The following is a 15,255-nucleotide window of genomic DNA, read 5'->3' as shown; positions in this document are numbered from 1 at the left end:
GCCCGAGGTAATGGAAACGAGAAAACTCCCGCGCTAGGTTGCCGCCATGGACACGAACCCCGTAGGCAACCTCATCCGCGAATGGCGCATCAGGCGGCGCATGAGCCAGCTCGACCTCGCGATGGAGGCCGAGATCTCGCAGAGGCACCTGAGCTTCATGGAGAGCGGGCGCTCGCTGCCCTCGCGCGAGATGGTGCTGCGTCTCGCCGGGCAGCTTTCCGTGCCGCTGCGCCAGCGCAACCAGATGCTGCTTGCGGCGGGATATGCGCCGAGCTTCGGCGAACGGCCGCTGGATCACCCCTCGCTGGCGCCGGCGATGGATGCGGTGCGCATGGTGCTCAAGGGGCACGAACCCTATCCGGCGCTCGCCGTCGACCGCCACTGGAACCTGATCGAAGGCAATGCCGCGCTCGCCCCCCTGCTCGCCGGCGTCGAGGACGCCGCGTTGCTGGAGCCGCCGGTGAACGTGCTGAGGCTCAGCCTGCACCCCAGGGGCATCGCGCCGCGCATCGTCAACCTACACGAATGGCGGGCGCATCTGATCGAGCGACTGAAGCACCAGAACGATACGGCCGGCGACCCGGTGCTCGCAGCGCTGGAGAAGGAACTGCTCAGCTATCCGGACGGACCGCGGCCGGGGCGGCCGGTGCAGGGCGACGCCGGCATCATCGCCCATCCGCTCCGGCTGCGCGTCGGCGACGCGGTGCTGTCGTTCATCAGCACGACCACCGTGTTCGGCACGCCGCTGGACGTCACCCTCTCCGAACTCGCCATCGAATCCTTCTTCCCCGCCGACGAGGAGACGGCGGCGCGCCTGAGGACCCTGGCGACGGAATAGCCGGGGCGGCGGCAAAAATGCCCTATTGCGGCGGCGCCGCCTTCTTGGCCGCCTTGCGCTCGATGCCGAGGCGCCGCTCGCGCAGGATGATGAAGATGCCGGCGCCGATGACGATGGCGCCGCCGACCAGCGTGTGGATGGTGGGCAGGTCGCCGAAGACGACGTAGCCGACGACGATGCCGAGGATCAGCGAAGTGTATTCGAAGGGTGCCACCGTCGACGCCTCGGCGTGCCGGTAGGCCTCGGTCATGAACAGCTGGGCGATGCCGCCGCAGACCCCACCCGTGACCAGGAGCGCGGTCTGCTGCCACGACAGCGACTGCCAGCCGAAGGGGATGCTGAACAGGGCCATGACGCTCGCACTCAGCGAGAACCACAGCACGATGGTCGCGGTGCGTTCGGTATGGACGAGGTTGCGCACCAGGAGCATGGCGACGGCCGACAGCGAGGCGCTGACAAGTGCCGCGACGACGCCGATGGCCGCCTTGTCGCCGAGGCCCGCCCCGGAGGTGAACAAGGTGAGCTTGGGCCACGACACGATGACGACGCCGATAAGGCCGATGGCGACCGCAGTCCAGCGATACATACGGACGTTCTCGCCTAAGAACAGCGCGCTGAAGACGACGACCAGCAGGGGCTGGGCGTAGTTCAGCGTAATCGCCTCGGGCAGAGGCAGTTGGGTGAGCGCAAAGAAGCCGAAGCCCATGGCCATCACCCCCACAAGTCCGCGCATGACGTGCCCGAACGGCCGCCTGGTGACGAAGGCGGTGCGGAGTTCACGCCGGAAGGCGAGGAACAGCAGGATCGGAAAGATGGCGAAGAAGGACCGGTAGAAGACGATCTGGCCGGCCGGCACCTCGCCGGTCGCCTTGATGGCGGTCGACATGCCGACGAAGACGGCTACCGAGACGACCTTGAGGGCAATTCCGATGAGCGGCGACGAAGCGCCCTGACTTCCCTGGTGCATCACTTCTGCCGGGCCGCCTCTATTGCCGCCCAGACGCGCGCCGGGGTCGCCGGCATTTCGATGTGGTCAATTCCGTAAGCCCTGTACAATGCATCCGTCACCGCGTTGAGCGCCGCTGGCGTGGCGCCGATGGTACCCGCCTCGCCTGCCCCCTTCATGCCCATGGCATTGGTGGTCGAAGGCACGTTGCGCGTCTCGAAATGGAAGGACGGCACGGCGTCGGCGCGCGGCACCGCGTAGTCCATGAAGCTCGCCGTCAGCAACTGCCCGTCCTCGCCATAGACGGCCTCCTCCGACAGCGCCTGGCCGATGCCCTGCACGACGCCGCCATGGACCTGGCCGGCAAGCAGCAGCGGGTTCACGGTCGCGCCGAAATCGTCGACGATGGTGTAGGCGACGACCTCGGTCGTGCCGGTCTCGGGATCGATCTCGACCTCGCAGATGTGGGTGCCATTGGGATAGGTCGCCTCGTCCTGGACGAACTCGCCCATCGCCTTGATATCGTCGGGATTTTTCGCCGCGGCGTGGAGGCCGGCGAAGGAGATGACGCGGTCGGTGCCGACGATGCGGGCCTCGCGGTCGCCGAGCTCGATGTCGGCGGCGGCGGCTTCCAGCTCGTCAGCGGCGATCTTCCTCAGCTTCTCCGCCAGCGCCTCGCCGGCGCGGGAAGCGGAGACGCCGCCGAGCGGGATCGAGCGGGAGCCGCCGGTGCCGCCGCCCTTGGCGAGCTGGTCGGTGTCGCCCTGGTGCACGCTGATGCTCGCCACGTCGAGATTGAGCTTTTCGGCGACGAACTGGGCATAGGCGGTGGCGTGGCCCTGGCCGTTGGACTGGGTGCCGATGAACACCGACACCGTGCCGTCGGCGTTGAGCTCGACGCGCGCGGGCTCGGAGCCGGCGAAGGCGCAAGCCTCGATGTAGGTCGCCATGCCGATGCCGCGGATCTTTCCCCGTGACCTGGCCTCGGCGAGCCGGTCCGGGAAGCTTGCCCAGCCGGCGCGCTCCATGGAGAGGTCCATGTGCGCCTCGAACTCGCCGACGTCGTAGTTCCTGCCTGTCTGGGTGCGGTAGGGGAACTGCTCGGGGCGGATGAAGTTGCGGCGACGGATCTCGTCGACCGGGAGCCCGAGTTCGCGGGCGCAGGCATCGACGAGCTTCTCGACCAGAAGTGCTGCCTCCGGGCGCCCTGCCCCGCGATAGGCATCGACGGGACAGGTGTTGGTGTAGACGCCGGTGATCGTCACATCCAGCGCCTCGATGTCGTAGACCCCGGTGGACATGCTGGCGCCGATATGGGCGATGATCGGGCCGTATTGCGAGATGTAGGCGCCGACATTGGAGACCAGTCCGACGCGCAGGCCGAGGAAGCGGCCGTCCTTGTCCATCGCCATCTCGGCGGTCGCGAAATTGTCGCGCCCCTGGGCGTCGGCGAGGAAATGCTCAGTGCGGTCGCCGGCCCACTTCACCGGACGACCGAGGCGTTTTGCGGCCTCCAACACCAGCGCGTGCTCGCGATAGACGAAGGCCTTGGTGCCGAAGCCGCCGCCGACATCCGGGGTGACGACGCGGAGCTTGTCGGCGCCGATGCCGAACACCTGGCCGGTGAGGATGTTGCGCATCGAGTGCACGCCCTGCGACCCGGTGGTCAGCACGAAGCGGTCCTCGTCCTTGCGCCACTCGCCGATGGCCGAGCGCGGCTCCATGTAGTTGCAGATAAGGCGGTTGTTGACGAACTCGATGCGGGTGACGCGGTCGGCGGCGCCAAAGGCGGCGTCGGTCTTCGCCTTGTCGCCCAGATGATAGGTGAAGGCACGGTTGGAGCCGAGTTCCGGCCAGACCAGCGGCGCGCCGTCCTCCAGCGCCGTGGCGGTACCGGCGGCGGCGGCCTCGTCGTCGTAGTCGACCTCGATCAGCTCGGCCGCGTCCTGGGCGAGCGCGCGGCTGTCGGCAACCACGAAGGCCACTGCGTCGCCGACATGATGGACCCGGTCGCGGCAGAGGATGGGGATATCGCGGGTCGGCGCGCGGGTGCCGTCGGGCTGCTTCTGCATGACCACCGACTTGAGGTCGCCGAGATGGGCGACATCGGCGCCGGTCAGCACCAGATGCACGCCGGGCGCCGCGCGGGCCGCATCGAGCGGGCCGACGCTGAAGCTGGCCTTGGCGACGGGCGAGCGCAGGACGTAGCCGTGCAACTGTCCCGCCGGCGAGATGTCGTCGGTGTAGCGGCCACGGCCGGTGACAAAAGCGCCATCCTCGACGCGCAAAACGGACGCGCCCATCCCGAATTTCGGCGTGACGACAGTCATATCGGCCTCGTGAGGATTGGTGGGGGAAGCGCAGCAAATGTGCGACCCTGAACAGTTTTGCCGAGGGGGCGTTTCGTGTAAAGACCAGCGGCCGCTTATTTTTTCTACCAGGGCGGCGGGCAGAGCGACGACGACAGGAAGGCCACCATATGCGTACCGATACCGGACAGGTGTTTCGCCTCGAAGACTACCGGCCGAGCGACTACCTGATCCCGGCGACCGAACTCGACTTCAGGCTCGGCGCGGACAGCACGCGCGTGGTGGCGAAGCTGACGATCGAGCGGCGCGCAGGTATCGACAAGCCGGTCCAGCTGGAGCTCGACGGCGACGGGCTGACGCTACGCCGCATCGAGATCGACGGCGAGGCCGTGGATGCCGCCAATTTCGACGCCACGCCGGAACGGCTGGTGATCTATAGTCCGCCCGCCGCCGGCCGCTTCACGCTTTTGATCGAGACAGAACTCGCGCCGTCGCGCAACGAGGCGCTGATGGGGCTCTACCGCTCCAACAAGGTCTACTGCACCCAGTGCGAGGCCGAGGGATTCCGCCGCATCACCTATTTCCTCGACAGGCCGGACATCCTGTCGGTCTACAGCGTGCGCATCGAGGCCGAGCGCGCCGAGGCGCCGCTGCTGCTCTCCAACGGCAATCCGGTGGAGCGCGGCGATCTCGGCCAGGGCTGGCACTACGCCGTCTGGCACGACCCCTTCCCCAAGCCGTCCTATCTGTTCGCGCTGGTTGCCGGCGACCTCGGCTGCATCAAGGACCGCTTTGTCACCGCCTCCGGCAAGGAGGTCGAACTCGGCATCTATGTCGAGCACGGCAAGGAAAACCAGGCGGGCTACGCCATGGACGCGCTGCGCCGCTCGATGACATGGGACGAGGAGGTGTTCGGCTGCGAATACGACCTCGACGTCTTCAACATCGTCGCCGTCTCCGACTTCAACATGGGCGCGATGGAGAACAAGGGTCTCAACATCTTCAACGACAAGTATGTGCTTGCCGACGAGGAGACCGCGACGGACGCCGACTTCGCCAATATCGAGGCGATCATCGCGCATGAATATTTCCACAATTGGACAGGCAACAGAATCACTTGCCGCGACTGGTTCCAGCTCTGCCTCAAGGAAGGGCTGACCGTTTTCCGCGACCATGAATTCTCGGCTGACCAGCGGTCGCGGCCGGTCAAGCGCATCGCCGAGGTGCGCACGCTGCGCGCCCACCAGTTCCCCGAGGACCAGGGGCCGCTCGCCCATCCGGTGCGGCCGCGGCGCTACCGCGAGATCAACAACTTCTATACCGCGACCGTCTACGAGAAGGGTTCGGAGGTGGTGCGGATGATCCGCACCGTGCTCGGCGCCGAGACGTTCCGGAAGGGCATGGACCTGTATTTCGAGCGTCACGACGGAGACGCGGCGACGATCGAGGATTTCCTCAAGGTGTTCGAGGACGTGTCGGGCCGCGACCTGTCGCAGTTCGCGCTCTGGTATCACCAGGCCGGCACGCCCAATCTAAGCGTGACCACCACGCACAATCCGGCGAGCGCCGAGTTCACCATCGAGATCGAGCAGTCGGTGCCGCCGACGCCGTCGGAAACCCGCAAGCGGCTGATGCACATCCCGCTTGCCTTCGGCCTGGTGGGACCGGACGGCAGGGACATGGCGTACCAGGACGTCGATGGGGCGACGATCGAGCACGGCGTCATCCACGTGCGCAAGCGCAGGCACGTGGTGAAGTTCTCGGGCGTGGCGGAGCGGCCGGTGCTGTCGCTCAACCGCGGCTTCTCGGCCCCCATCACGCTGACCGTCGAGCAGCGGCCGGAGGACAAGGCGTTCCTCGCCTCGCACGACAGCGATCCGTTCTCGCGCTGGCAGGCGTTCAACACGCTGCTCACGGATGCCACCATCGCCGCCTTCAGGAACGTGCTGGGCGGCAAGCAGCCCGAGTTCGGCGCCGAGCTTGCCGAACTGGCGGGCCGCATCGCCGGCGACGGCAGCCTCGAACATGCCTTCCGCGCGCTCGCACTCGCACTGCCGGGCGAAGCCGACGTGGCGCGCGAGATCGGCAAGAACATCGATCCCGACGCCATCTTCGCCGGCCGAGAGGCCCTGGCCAGGTCGATCGCCGAGGCGAATTACGGAATCTTCTCCGGACTTTACGGGGATTTGCGAATGTCGGGCGCGTTTTCGCCGGACGCGGCCAGCGCCGGCCGGCGCGCATTGCGCAACACGCTGCTCGACTATCTGGCCATGCAGCCCGGCGGCGCGAAGCTCGCGGCGGCGCATTTCACCTCCGCGACCAACATGACCGACCGTGCCGCGGCACTCGCCGTCTTGGTGCACCGCCATGGCGGCTCGGCGGAAGCGACGGAGGCGCTGGCCGAATTCGACAAGCGCTATCGCGGCGATCCGCTGGTCATGGACAAGTGGTTCATGATCCAGGCCACGGCACCGGGTCCGCAGGCCGTCGACGCCGTCAGGGCGCTGACCCAGCACCCTGCCTTCTCGATCGCCAACCCCAACCGGGTGCGCTCGCTGTTGGGCGGCTTCGCCAGCGCCAACCAGACGGGCTTCCACCGCGCCGACGGCGCCGGCTACACCTTCTTCGCCGACATGGTGCTGACCGTCGAGAAGCGCAATCCCCAGGTCGCCGCACGGCTGGCCACCGCACTCAGGTCGTGGCGTTCGCTGGAGCCGAAGCGCCAGGCCAAGGCGCGCGCGGCGCTGGTGTCCATGCAGGCCAGGGAAGGCCTGTCGGCCGACCTGCGCGACATCATCGAGCGCACGCTCGCCTGATACGGAGCTTGATCCGAGTCAAGGCAAATCCTCCGGAACGCAGGGCTTCTGAAGCCCCGGGGCCGCTGCCTTGGCTTGCGCGATACGCCGCGGCCAGTTCGGCTGACTTTTAGCCGAATTTTAATCTTTTTCGCCCGCCCCACTGGACAAGGCGAATCGGCTTTGATTCTTTAGTGACGATTCGGAAGTGCGGTGTTGCCGGATCAGCCAAATCAGAACGGGATTACGGGGAGCCATTTATGGCCAAGGCGGACGCGTGGGGCGCGCCCGATGAGAATGCTGTTGTCCGACGCAGGCAGGCGCGCGACGCCGGCCTGGCGGGCAATGCACGTCTCATCGCCGAACCCGCCTACCGCCGGCTGCTGGCCGCGGAACCGCTGCTGCGCCGCTCCATCCCGACGCTGATCGTCATCTTCCTCCTGGTGGTCGCCGGTGCGCGCTTCCTATCGCTGATGGCGCTCAGGGACGACGTCGAACAAAACGCCAAGGCCATCCTCACCCTTGCCGCCGCCGACATGGTCAACTCGCTGATGCTGAGCGCGGCCGAAGGCGAGACGCTGGCAACCGCCGGCCAACAACTGGTCGAAGGGCCGGAACGGCAGGGCGCGCTCAGCCGCAGCCACGTGATCGCGCTCACGGACCAGAATTTCCGCGTCATCGCCGTGTCGCCGCAGTCGACCGGCTGGCAGGGGCAGTCGCTGGACGCGATCGTCGGCGGCGGGCAGCCGCTGTTCATGTTCGGCGAGCGCGCCGGCGTGTTGGCCGTGCGCATCGGCGGCCAGGACTGGTTCGCCGCCGTGAGCCTGGCCGAGGGCAAGCGGGCCGCGGGCGCCGTGCTGATCCCGCAGGACGCCGTTTTCGCCGATTGGCGCAAGACGCTGTCGCTCAACGTCTCGCTGTTCGTGTTCACGGCAGGCATCCTGTTCATCATCCTCTACGCCTACTTCACCCAGGCAGCGCGCGCGCAGGCGGCGGACGCCATCTACCTCGAGGCGCATCAGCGCATCGACCTCGCGCTGGTGCGCGGCAAATGCGGCCTGTGGGACTGGGACATGGTGCGCGGCAAGATGTACTGGTCGCGCTCTATGTACGAACTGCTGGGCTACGAAGCCTGCGACGCGATGCTGTCGTTCGGCGAGGTCGCCCGGATCATCCATCCCGAGGACGGCGACCTGTTCGAGCTCGCCAACCGGGTGGTGGGCCGCGAGATCGACCACATCGACCGCGTGTTCCGCATGCGCCACGCCGACGGCCACTGGGTATGGATGCGCGCCCGCGCCCAGGTGGTCGACCCCGAGGCGCCCGAAATCCAGATGACCGGCATCGCCGTCGACATCACCGAGCAGCGCCACCTGGCGCAACGCTCGGAGGCGGCGGACCTCAGGCTGAGGACCGCGATCGAGAACATCACCGAATCCTTCGTGCTGTGGGACGCCGGCGACCGGCTGGTGATGTGCAATTCGAAGTACCAGCAGGACAACGGGCTCAGCGACCGCGACGTGCTTCCCGGAACGCCGCGCGAGGAACTCGAGGCGCGCATGGTCGCGTTCATCTCCGAGCGGCGGCTCGCCAACGCCAACGGCCCCCGCGCCGGCGCGACCTACGAAAGGCAGCTCGCGGACGGGCGCTGGCTGCAGGTCAACGAGCTCAAGACCCGCGACGGCGGCATCGTGTCGGTCGGCTCCGACATCACCCAGATCAAGCAGCACCAGGACAAGCTGATGGAGAGCGAGCGCCGGCTGATGGCGACCATCCACGACCTCAGCCTGGCACGGCGCGCCGAGGAGGATCGTTCGAACGAACTCGTCGACCTCAACCGCAAGTACATGAAGGAAACGGAGCGCGCCGAAGCTGCCAACCGCGCCAAGTCGGAATTCCTGGCCAACATGTCCCACGAGCTGAGGACGCCGCTCAACGCCGTCATCGGCTTCTCGGAGCTGATGGAAGGCAAGTTGTTCGGGCCGCTCGGCTCGCCGCGCTACGACGAGTATGCGCGCGACATCAACTCGAGCGGCAAGCACCTGCTCGGCGTCATCAACGACATCCTCGACATGTCGAAGATCGAAGCCGGCCAGTTCTCGATCGACCGCGAGGAGATCGACCTGTGCCCGCTGATCCGCGAGACGGTGCGGGTGGTGTCGCTGCAGGCGGCGCAAAAGGCCATCACGCTCGACACCCAGATCGCCGAGCAGATGACGCTGTTCGCCGACCGCCGCGCGATCAAGCAGATCGCCATCAACCTGCTGTCCAACGCCGTGAAGTTCACCGGCGAGGGCGGCCGCATCACGGTGCGCGCCCGCAATGCAACCGGCGCGCTGACGCTCAGCATCGAGGACAGCGGCTGCGGCATCCCCAAGCATGCGCTCGCCAAGCTGGGCCGGCCGTTCGAGCAGGTCCAGAACCAGTTCTCGAAGAACCACGAAGGCTCGGGCCTCGGGCTGGCGATCTCGCGGTCGCTCGCCGAACTGCATGGCGGCGCGCTCAAGATCCGCTCCACCGAAGGCGTCGGCACGATCGTCGCGGTCCGCATTCCGGTGCGCAGGGTGCTGCGGCCGATGCAGAAGGCGGCCTGATCAAGGTTGTGCCGGCAACCTCGGGATCGCCGGCACATCGTTTCGCCAACTGGCACGGCGGGCATTCCGACGGATGCAGTCCCGCCGCTGCAGCTGTCTTTCTTAGCCGCATTTGTGCGACGCCAGACGAAATCCGTCTGGCTGCAAAATGCTCTAACGCATCCGCCAGCGCCCGCCGCCGTCGTGGCGCGGCATCTCGTCCTTGACGATCTTGCCGTCGTCATTGCGGTCGAGCAGGGCAAACAGCTTCTTCTGCCGCGACTCGATCTCCGCGCTGGTCAGCGCACCGTCGCCGTCGGCATCGAAACGCTCGACCATCCGCTGCGCGGCGCGCTCGGCGCGCATGCGCATGATCTGGTCGGCGATCTCGGCCACCGTCATCTTGCCGTCGCCGTTGCCGTCGGCATTGGCGAAACGCTGATTCATCGCGGCGGCGAATTCGTCGAAGGTGACGTCGCCGCTCTTGTCGGCATCGGCCCGCTCGAGCCGCGGCATCATCTTCATGCCCTGGCCGCGCGGACCGTCCTGGGCGGCTGCGAGGGCCGATGTTCCGGCCGTGCCTGCGAGGGCGAGGAAGGCAATCGCGAGTTTGGTCGATTTGCTCATGGGTCTTCTCCTGTTGCATCGTCACCCCCGATGCGAACCGAAGCGCTAATGGGCCCTCCCGGACATCATTTGCGCTTCGCGCGTAGCAAGCGGTCGAAATGCGTCCTGACCGTTTGCGACGTCTCCTTGAGATGGGCCTCCAGCACACCGAAATCGGGCAGGTCGGTCACCGCGAGGAGCAGGTCCGACAGCCCCGGCGGGACATCGGCGCGCTCGAACGCGCCGGTGAGGCACAGTCTCGTCATCTGTGTGATGGCCGAATAGAGGCCGTAGGCGGCAACCAGGTCCTCGCGCAGCTGGGCGCCGGCGAAGCTCGGCGCCAGCCGGTGCAGCACCTCGGCCGTTGCAGTCGAGCGCCCCTCGCCTTCGAGGCCGCCCGTCAGGGCCGCCACCTGGGCGATGAACTCCAGGTCGATCAGGCCGCCCGGGATCAGCTTGATGTCCCACAGGTCGTGCGGGGGTTTTTCGTCCTCGATCAGCTGGCGCATGTCCCGCGCCTCGGCGGCGACCTTGGCGGCGTCGCGCGGCAGCGCGATGATGGCCGTGACCTCCGCCTCCACCTGGTCGCACAGCGACGGGTCGCCGGCGATCGGGCGGGCGCGCGTCAGCGCCATGTGCTCCCAGGTCCATGCCTCGCCGCGCTGGTACTTGCTGAAGGCGTCCACATGAGTGGCCACCGGGCCCTTGTTACCCGAGGGACGCAGCCTGAGGTCGAGTTCGTAGAGCACGCCCTCGGCCGTCGGCGCGGAAACGGCCGCGATAAGCCGCTGGGTCATGCGAGTGTAGTAATGCGAGGAGGCAAGCGGCTTGTCGCCGTCGGATTCTTCGGCGTTGGCGTCGTGGTCGTAGAGCAGGATGAGGTCGACGTCGGAGCCGGCGGTGAGCTCCCGGCTGCCGAGCTTGCCCATGCCGAGGATGGCGACCCGGCCGCCGGCCACGCTGCCGTGACGGCGCGCGAATTCCGTCTGGACCGCGTCGAGGGCCGCGCCGACGGTCAGGTCGGCAAGATCGGAGAAGGCCTTGCCGGCACGCGCCGAGTCGATGGCGCCCGCCAGCAGCCGCACGCCGATCAAAAACTTCTGCTCGGCGGCAAAGATGCGCAGCCGGTCGAGCACCTCCTCGTAGAGCGAGGTGCTTTCGAGAAAGGCCGCGAGACGCGCGGCGAGATAGGCGCGGTCGGGCAGTTCGGACAGCAATGCCGGATCGAGCAGGCCGTCGAAGACATGCGGCCGGCGCGTGATGATGCCGGCGAGCCGGGGGGCGGCACCCATGATGGTGGCCATGAGCTTGAGCAGCGCCGGGTTGGACTGGAGCAGCGAGAACAGCTGGATGCCCGCCGGCAGTCCGGCCAGGAACTCGTCGAAGCGCATCAGCGCCTCGTCGGCCCTGCGCGTCTTGCCGAAGGCCTCGAGCAGCGCCGGGGTCAGCTCCGTCAGCCGTTCGCGCGCCTCGGCCGACTGGGTCGCGCGATAGCGGCCGAAATGCCAGGTGCGGATGACCCTGCAGATGTCGCTGGGGCGCTGGAAGCCCAGCTGCCGTAGCGTGTGCAGCGTGTCCGGATCGTCGACGTCGCCGGTGAAGACCAGGTTGCCGATGCCGGAGGAAAGCTCGGGCGCGGCTTCGAACAGGGCCGCATAGTGGCGCTCCACTTCCTGGAGCGATGCACGGAACACCCTAGAGAAGGCCTCTGCATCGGCAAATCCGAGCATGTGGGCGATGCGGGCCAGGCCCTCGTCGTCTTCCGGCAGCGTGTGGGTCTGCTCGTCGGCCACCATCTGGATGGCGTGCTCGACGCGGCGCAGGAACCAGTACTGCCGTTCGAGCGCGTCGCGCGCCTCGGCGGTGATCCAGCCGCGGACGGCGAGCTGGTCGAGCATCGGCACGGTGGCGCGGCCGCGCAGCTCCGGAAAGCGGCCGCCGGCGATCAGCTGCTGGGTCTGGACGAAGAACTCGATCTCGCGAATGCCGCCGCGGCCGAGCTTGACGTTGTGCCCCTTCACGGCGACCTCGCCGTGGCCCTTGTGGGCATGGATCTGGCGCTTGATGGAATGCACGTCGGCGATGGCGGCGTAGTCCAGGTACTTGCGCCAGACGTAGGGGCGAAGTTCCTTGAGGAAGGCCTCGCCGGCCGCAATGTCGCCAGCCACCGGCCGCGCCTTGATCATCGCCGCCCGTTCCCAGTTCTGGCCGCGGCTTTCGTAGTAATGCAGCGCGGCGTGGATCGAGATCGCCAGGGGCGTGGAGCCTGGGTCGGGACGCAGCCTGAGGTCGGTGCGGAAGACGTAGCCGTGCTCGGTGCGGTCCTGCAGGATGCGCACCAGCCGACGAGTCAGGCGGGAGAAGAGGTCCGTCGCCTCGTGCGGATCGGCGACGGCCGGGGCCTCGGGGTCGAAGAAGACGACAAGGTCGATGTCGGACGAGAAATTCAGCTCGCGCGCGCCGAGCTTGCCCATGCCAAGGATGATCCAGCCGGAACCTGCGGCGGGCACCTCGGGGTCGGGCAGATGCAGCTTGCCCTGGCGGTGCGCGTCGCGGAGCAGGAAATCGATCGCAGCGCCGGTGCAGAGATCGGCGAGGCTGCTCAACCTGTGGACCGTCTCCGACGCGTCGGCCTCGCCGGCGAGATCCGCCAGGGCGATGAGGAAATGCGCTTCCGACTTCAACCTGCGCAGGCGCATCATCAGGATGGCTTCGGTGACGTCCGCCTCGCGCGGTGCGGCCGCTATGGCCTGGCCGATCGAGCGCAGCCGCTCGTCGACGGATTGATCGAACAGGCGGTCGAGCATTTCCGGCTGCCGGCGCGCGCTGTCGCGCATGAATTCGGAAAGATCGAGCACCGCCGCGAGAAAATGCTGGGCCGCCCCCCGGCCCTTGAGGAAGGCAACGAGGCGACCGAGACCGGCCTCCCCGGCATGGCCGGCGAGTTCCGCAAGGTTGCTCGCGCCTGCCTCGGCATCCAGCGGCGTCAGCTCTATCCTGGGCGCCAGGCGCCATTCCTGAGCTGTCTTGGTCGCGGCCGGGCTCTTCATCTATTCGTCCTTGGATCCGGGAAAGGCCATCTGGACGGATAATCCGGGATTGCCGGGCAAAAGATCAAGCCGGCCCTTGTGAAAGTCCATCACCGCTTTTGCGAGGCTGAGGCCGAGCCCGGAGCCCGGCTGCGAGCGGCTCTGCTCGAGGCGCACGAAGCGCTCGGTGGCGCGCTGCCGGTCGCCTTCGTCAGGAATGCCGATGCCGTTGTCCGACACGGTGACGCGGATCTCGCCGTCACGGCGTTCGAGGGAGACCGCGACGGCAGGTTTCTCAACCGCGCCGGCAGAGTATTTGAGCGCGTTGTCGATGATGTTCGAAAGCGCCTGGGCGATCAGCTCGCGATTGCCGCCGACCACGAACTCGCCCGATGCCTCGCTGGAGAAGGCAACGCCCAGTTCCTCGGCCACGGGCTCGTAGAGATCGATCACATCGCGGACAACCGGCCCCAGATCGACTTTTGCCAGCGGCTCGGCCGAATAGCCCGCCTCCAGACGCGAGATCATCAGGATGGCGTTGAAGGTCCGGATCAGCTGGTCCGACTCGGCGATGGTGACATCCAGGGCCTCGCGGTAGTCGGCGCCGCTCTTCTTGCCCGAGAGTGCCGCCTCCGCGCGATTGCGCAGGCGGGTCAGCGGCGTCTTCAGATCATGGGCGATGTTGTCGGAGACCTGCTTCAGCCCTTCGTTGAGATGGGCGATGCGGGCCAGCATGGCGTTGAGGTTTTCCGACAGGCGGTCGAACTCGTCGCCGGCGCCGGTGACCGGCAGCCGGCCGCTCAGGTCACCGCCCATGATGCGGCGGCTCGCCTCGGACACGTCGTCGATGCGCTTGAGCGCCCGTCGTCCGACGAAGTACCAGATCAGCAGTCCGCCGACCGCCATCATGCCCAGCGCCACCATCAGCGAGCGCTGCACGACGCTGCGGAAACGCTCGGGTTCGCCGAGATCGCGGCCGACCATGAGGATCATCTGGTTGGGCAGGCGCAGCACGACCGCGATCGCGTTGTGGCCGACCGCAGGAACGGCAACTCCTTGCTCGTCGGACCCTCCCTCGCCGCGCCTTATCTCGCCGTAGCGCTCATAGGAAAACGGCAGCTCGGTCCAGCCGTCGCGTTCGAGCACGCCCGGCTGGATGCTCTGGACGTTGCCAGAAAGTATGCGGCCGTTCGGGTCGGCGAGGAGATAGAGGTTGGCGCCGGGCTGGCGGGAACGCTGCCCCACGACCCGTACCAGGACCGGGATGCCGCCGCGTTGATAGGCTCCGGCGAGGCCCAGCACCTCCTCGTTGACGGTCTCCCTGGTCTGCGCCAGCAGCATCCGCGCCGACAGCGACGTCATGTAGAAGACGAGGAGGATGGCGCAGAGGGCGAACAGCAGCAGATAGAGCGCCGAAAGGCGCGCCGCGGTCGTCTTCATGATGGCCGGCAGCCCGAGCCCCATCAGGCGGCCTTGAGCATGTAGCCGGCGCCGCGGACCGTATGCAGGACCGGCTTGTCGAAGCCCTTCTCGATCTTGCCGCGGAGCCGCGACACGTGGACGTCGATGACGTTGGTCTGCGGGTCGAAGTGATAGTCCCAGACGTTCTCCAGCAGCATCGTGCGGGTGACCACCTGCCCTGCGTGGCGCATCAGGTACTCGAGCAGGCGAAACTCGCGCGGCTGCAGCGTGATTTCATGGCCGGCGCGCCGGACCGAATGGCCCAGCCGGTCGAGCTCCAGGTCGCCGACACGGTAGACCGTCTCGGATTCGCGCGCCGGGGCGCGCCGGTTGAGCACTTCGACGCGGGCGAGAAGCTCTGAAAAGGCGTAGGGCTTGGTCAGGTAGTCGTCGCCGCCGGCCCTGAGGCCGGTGACGCGATCGTCCACCTCGCCCAGGGCGGAGAGGATCAGGACGGGCGTGGCGTTGCCGCGCGAGCGCAGCCCGGCGATGACCGAAAGCCCGTCGCGCCTGGGCAGCATGCGATCCACGACCATGACGTCGTATTCGCCGGCGTCCGCCAGGGCAAAGCCCGAGTCGCCGTCACCGGCGACATGGGCCGTATGGCCCGCTTCGCCGAAGGCCTTCTGCAGATAGTCGGCAGCCTCGCGGTCGTCTTCGATGACGAGAATCTTCATGGCGCCGTTATACGCGATTTT

General features: G+C 67.3%; 9 protein-coding genes. 3 read left to right on the top strand and 6 right to left on the bottom strand.

Translation table 11 applies throughout. From position 1 onward, the window contains the following. Window positions 1–46: 46 nt before the first annotated feature. Window positions 47–838: a helix-turn-helix domain-containing protein gene (locus tag AmiPiv_RS02375; RefSeq protein ID WP_340035639.1), complete on the top strand. Its 792-nt coding sequence runs from the start codon at window positions 47–49 to the stop codon at window positions 836–838. Between the two features lie 22 nt (window positions 839–860). On the opposite strand, the gene AmiPiv_RS02370 is transcribed toward AmiPiv_RS02375, so the two are convergent. Beyond that, complete coding sequence (locus AmiPiv_RS02370) at window positions 861–1,805, bottom strand: DMT family transporter (RefSeq protein ID WP_340035638.1); 945 nt, start codon at window positions 1,803–1,805, stop codon at window positions 861–863. Next, on the bottom strand, window positions 1,805–4,114 hold the full coding sequence (locus AmiPiv_RS02365; RefSeq protein WP_340035637.1) for a xanthine dehydrogenase family protein molybdopterin-binding subunit: 2,310 nt from the start codon (window positions 4,112–4,114) through the stop codon (window positions 1,805–1,807). Before AmiPiv_RS02365 ends, AmiPiv_RS02370 begins: the two co-directional genes overlap by 1 nt. A gap of 149 nt (window positions 4,115–4,263) precedes the next feature. On the opposite strand from AmiPiv_RS02365, the gene pepN reads away from it, so the two are divergent. Both pepN and AmiPiv_RS02355 read left to right on the top strand, forming a co-directional pair. Continuing rightward, window positions 4,264–6,909, top strand: coding sequence for an aminopeptidase N (gene pepN / locus AmiPiv_RS02360; protein WP_340035636.1), 2,646 nt, complete (start codon window positions 4,264–4,266; stop codon window positions 6,907–6,909). Window positions 6,910–7,148: 239 nt separating this feature from the next. Then, a complete protein-coding gene (locus AmiPiv_RS02355) occupies window positions 7,149–9,482 on the top strand; it encodes a PAS domain-containing sensor histidine kinase (RefSeq protein WP_340035635.1) in 2,334 nt (777 codons plus the stop codon). 153 nt (window positions 9,483–9,635) lie between these two features. On the opposite strand, the gene AmiPiv_RS02350 is transcribed toward AmiPiv_RS02355, so the two are convergent. The 4 genes from AmiPiv_RS02350 to AmiPiv_RS02335 all read right to left on the bottom strand — a co-directional run bounded on the left by AmiPiv_RS02350 (window position 9,636) and on the right by AmiPiv_RS02335 (window position 15,234). Next, window positions 9,636–10,088, bottom strand: coding sequence for an EF-hand domain-containing protein (locus AmiPiv_RS02350; RefSeq protein WP_340035634.1), 453 nt, complete (start codon window positions 10,086–10,088; stop codon window positions 9,636–9,638). Between the two features lie 65 nt (window positions 10,089–10,153). Beyond that, window positions 10,154–13,117, bottom strand: coding sequence for a bifunctional [glutamine synthetase] adenylyltransferase/[glutamine synthetase]-adenylyl-L-tyrosine phosphorylase (locus AmiPiv_RS02345; protein ID WP_340035633.1), 2,964 nt, complete (start codon window positions 13,115–13,117; stop codon window positions 10,154–10,156). Further along, window positions 13,118–14,560 (bottom strand): sensor histidine kinase, encoded by a 1,443-nt coding sequence (locus AmiPiv_RS02340; protein WP_340035632.1) that lies wholly within the window; start codon window positions 14,558–14,560, stop codon window positions 13,118–13,120. Further along, complete coding sequence (locus tag AmiPiv_RS02335; RefSeq protein WP_340035631.1) at window positions 14,560–15,234, bottom strand: response regulator transcription factor; 675 nt, start codon at window positions 15,232–15,234, stop codon at window positions 14,560–14,562. Before AmiPiv_RS02335 ends, AmiPiv_RS02340 begins: the two co-directional genes overlap by 1 nt. Window positions 15,235–15,255 lie beyond the last annotated feature (21 nt).

Origin of the sequence: Aminobacter sp. Piv2-1 (assembly GCF_037625995.1) — a bacterium.
Lineage (GTDB): Bacteria > Pseudomonadota > Alphaproteobacteria > Rhizobiales > Rhizobiaceae > Aminobacter.
The sequence above is the reverse complement of the archived record's forward strand: the minus strand, read 5'-3'. Positions and strand labels throughout refer to the sequence as shown.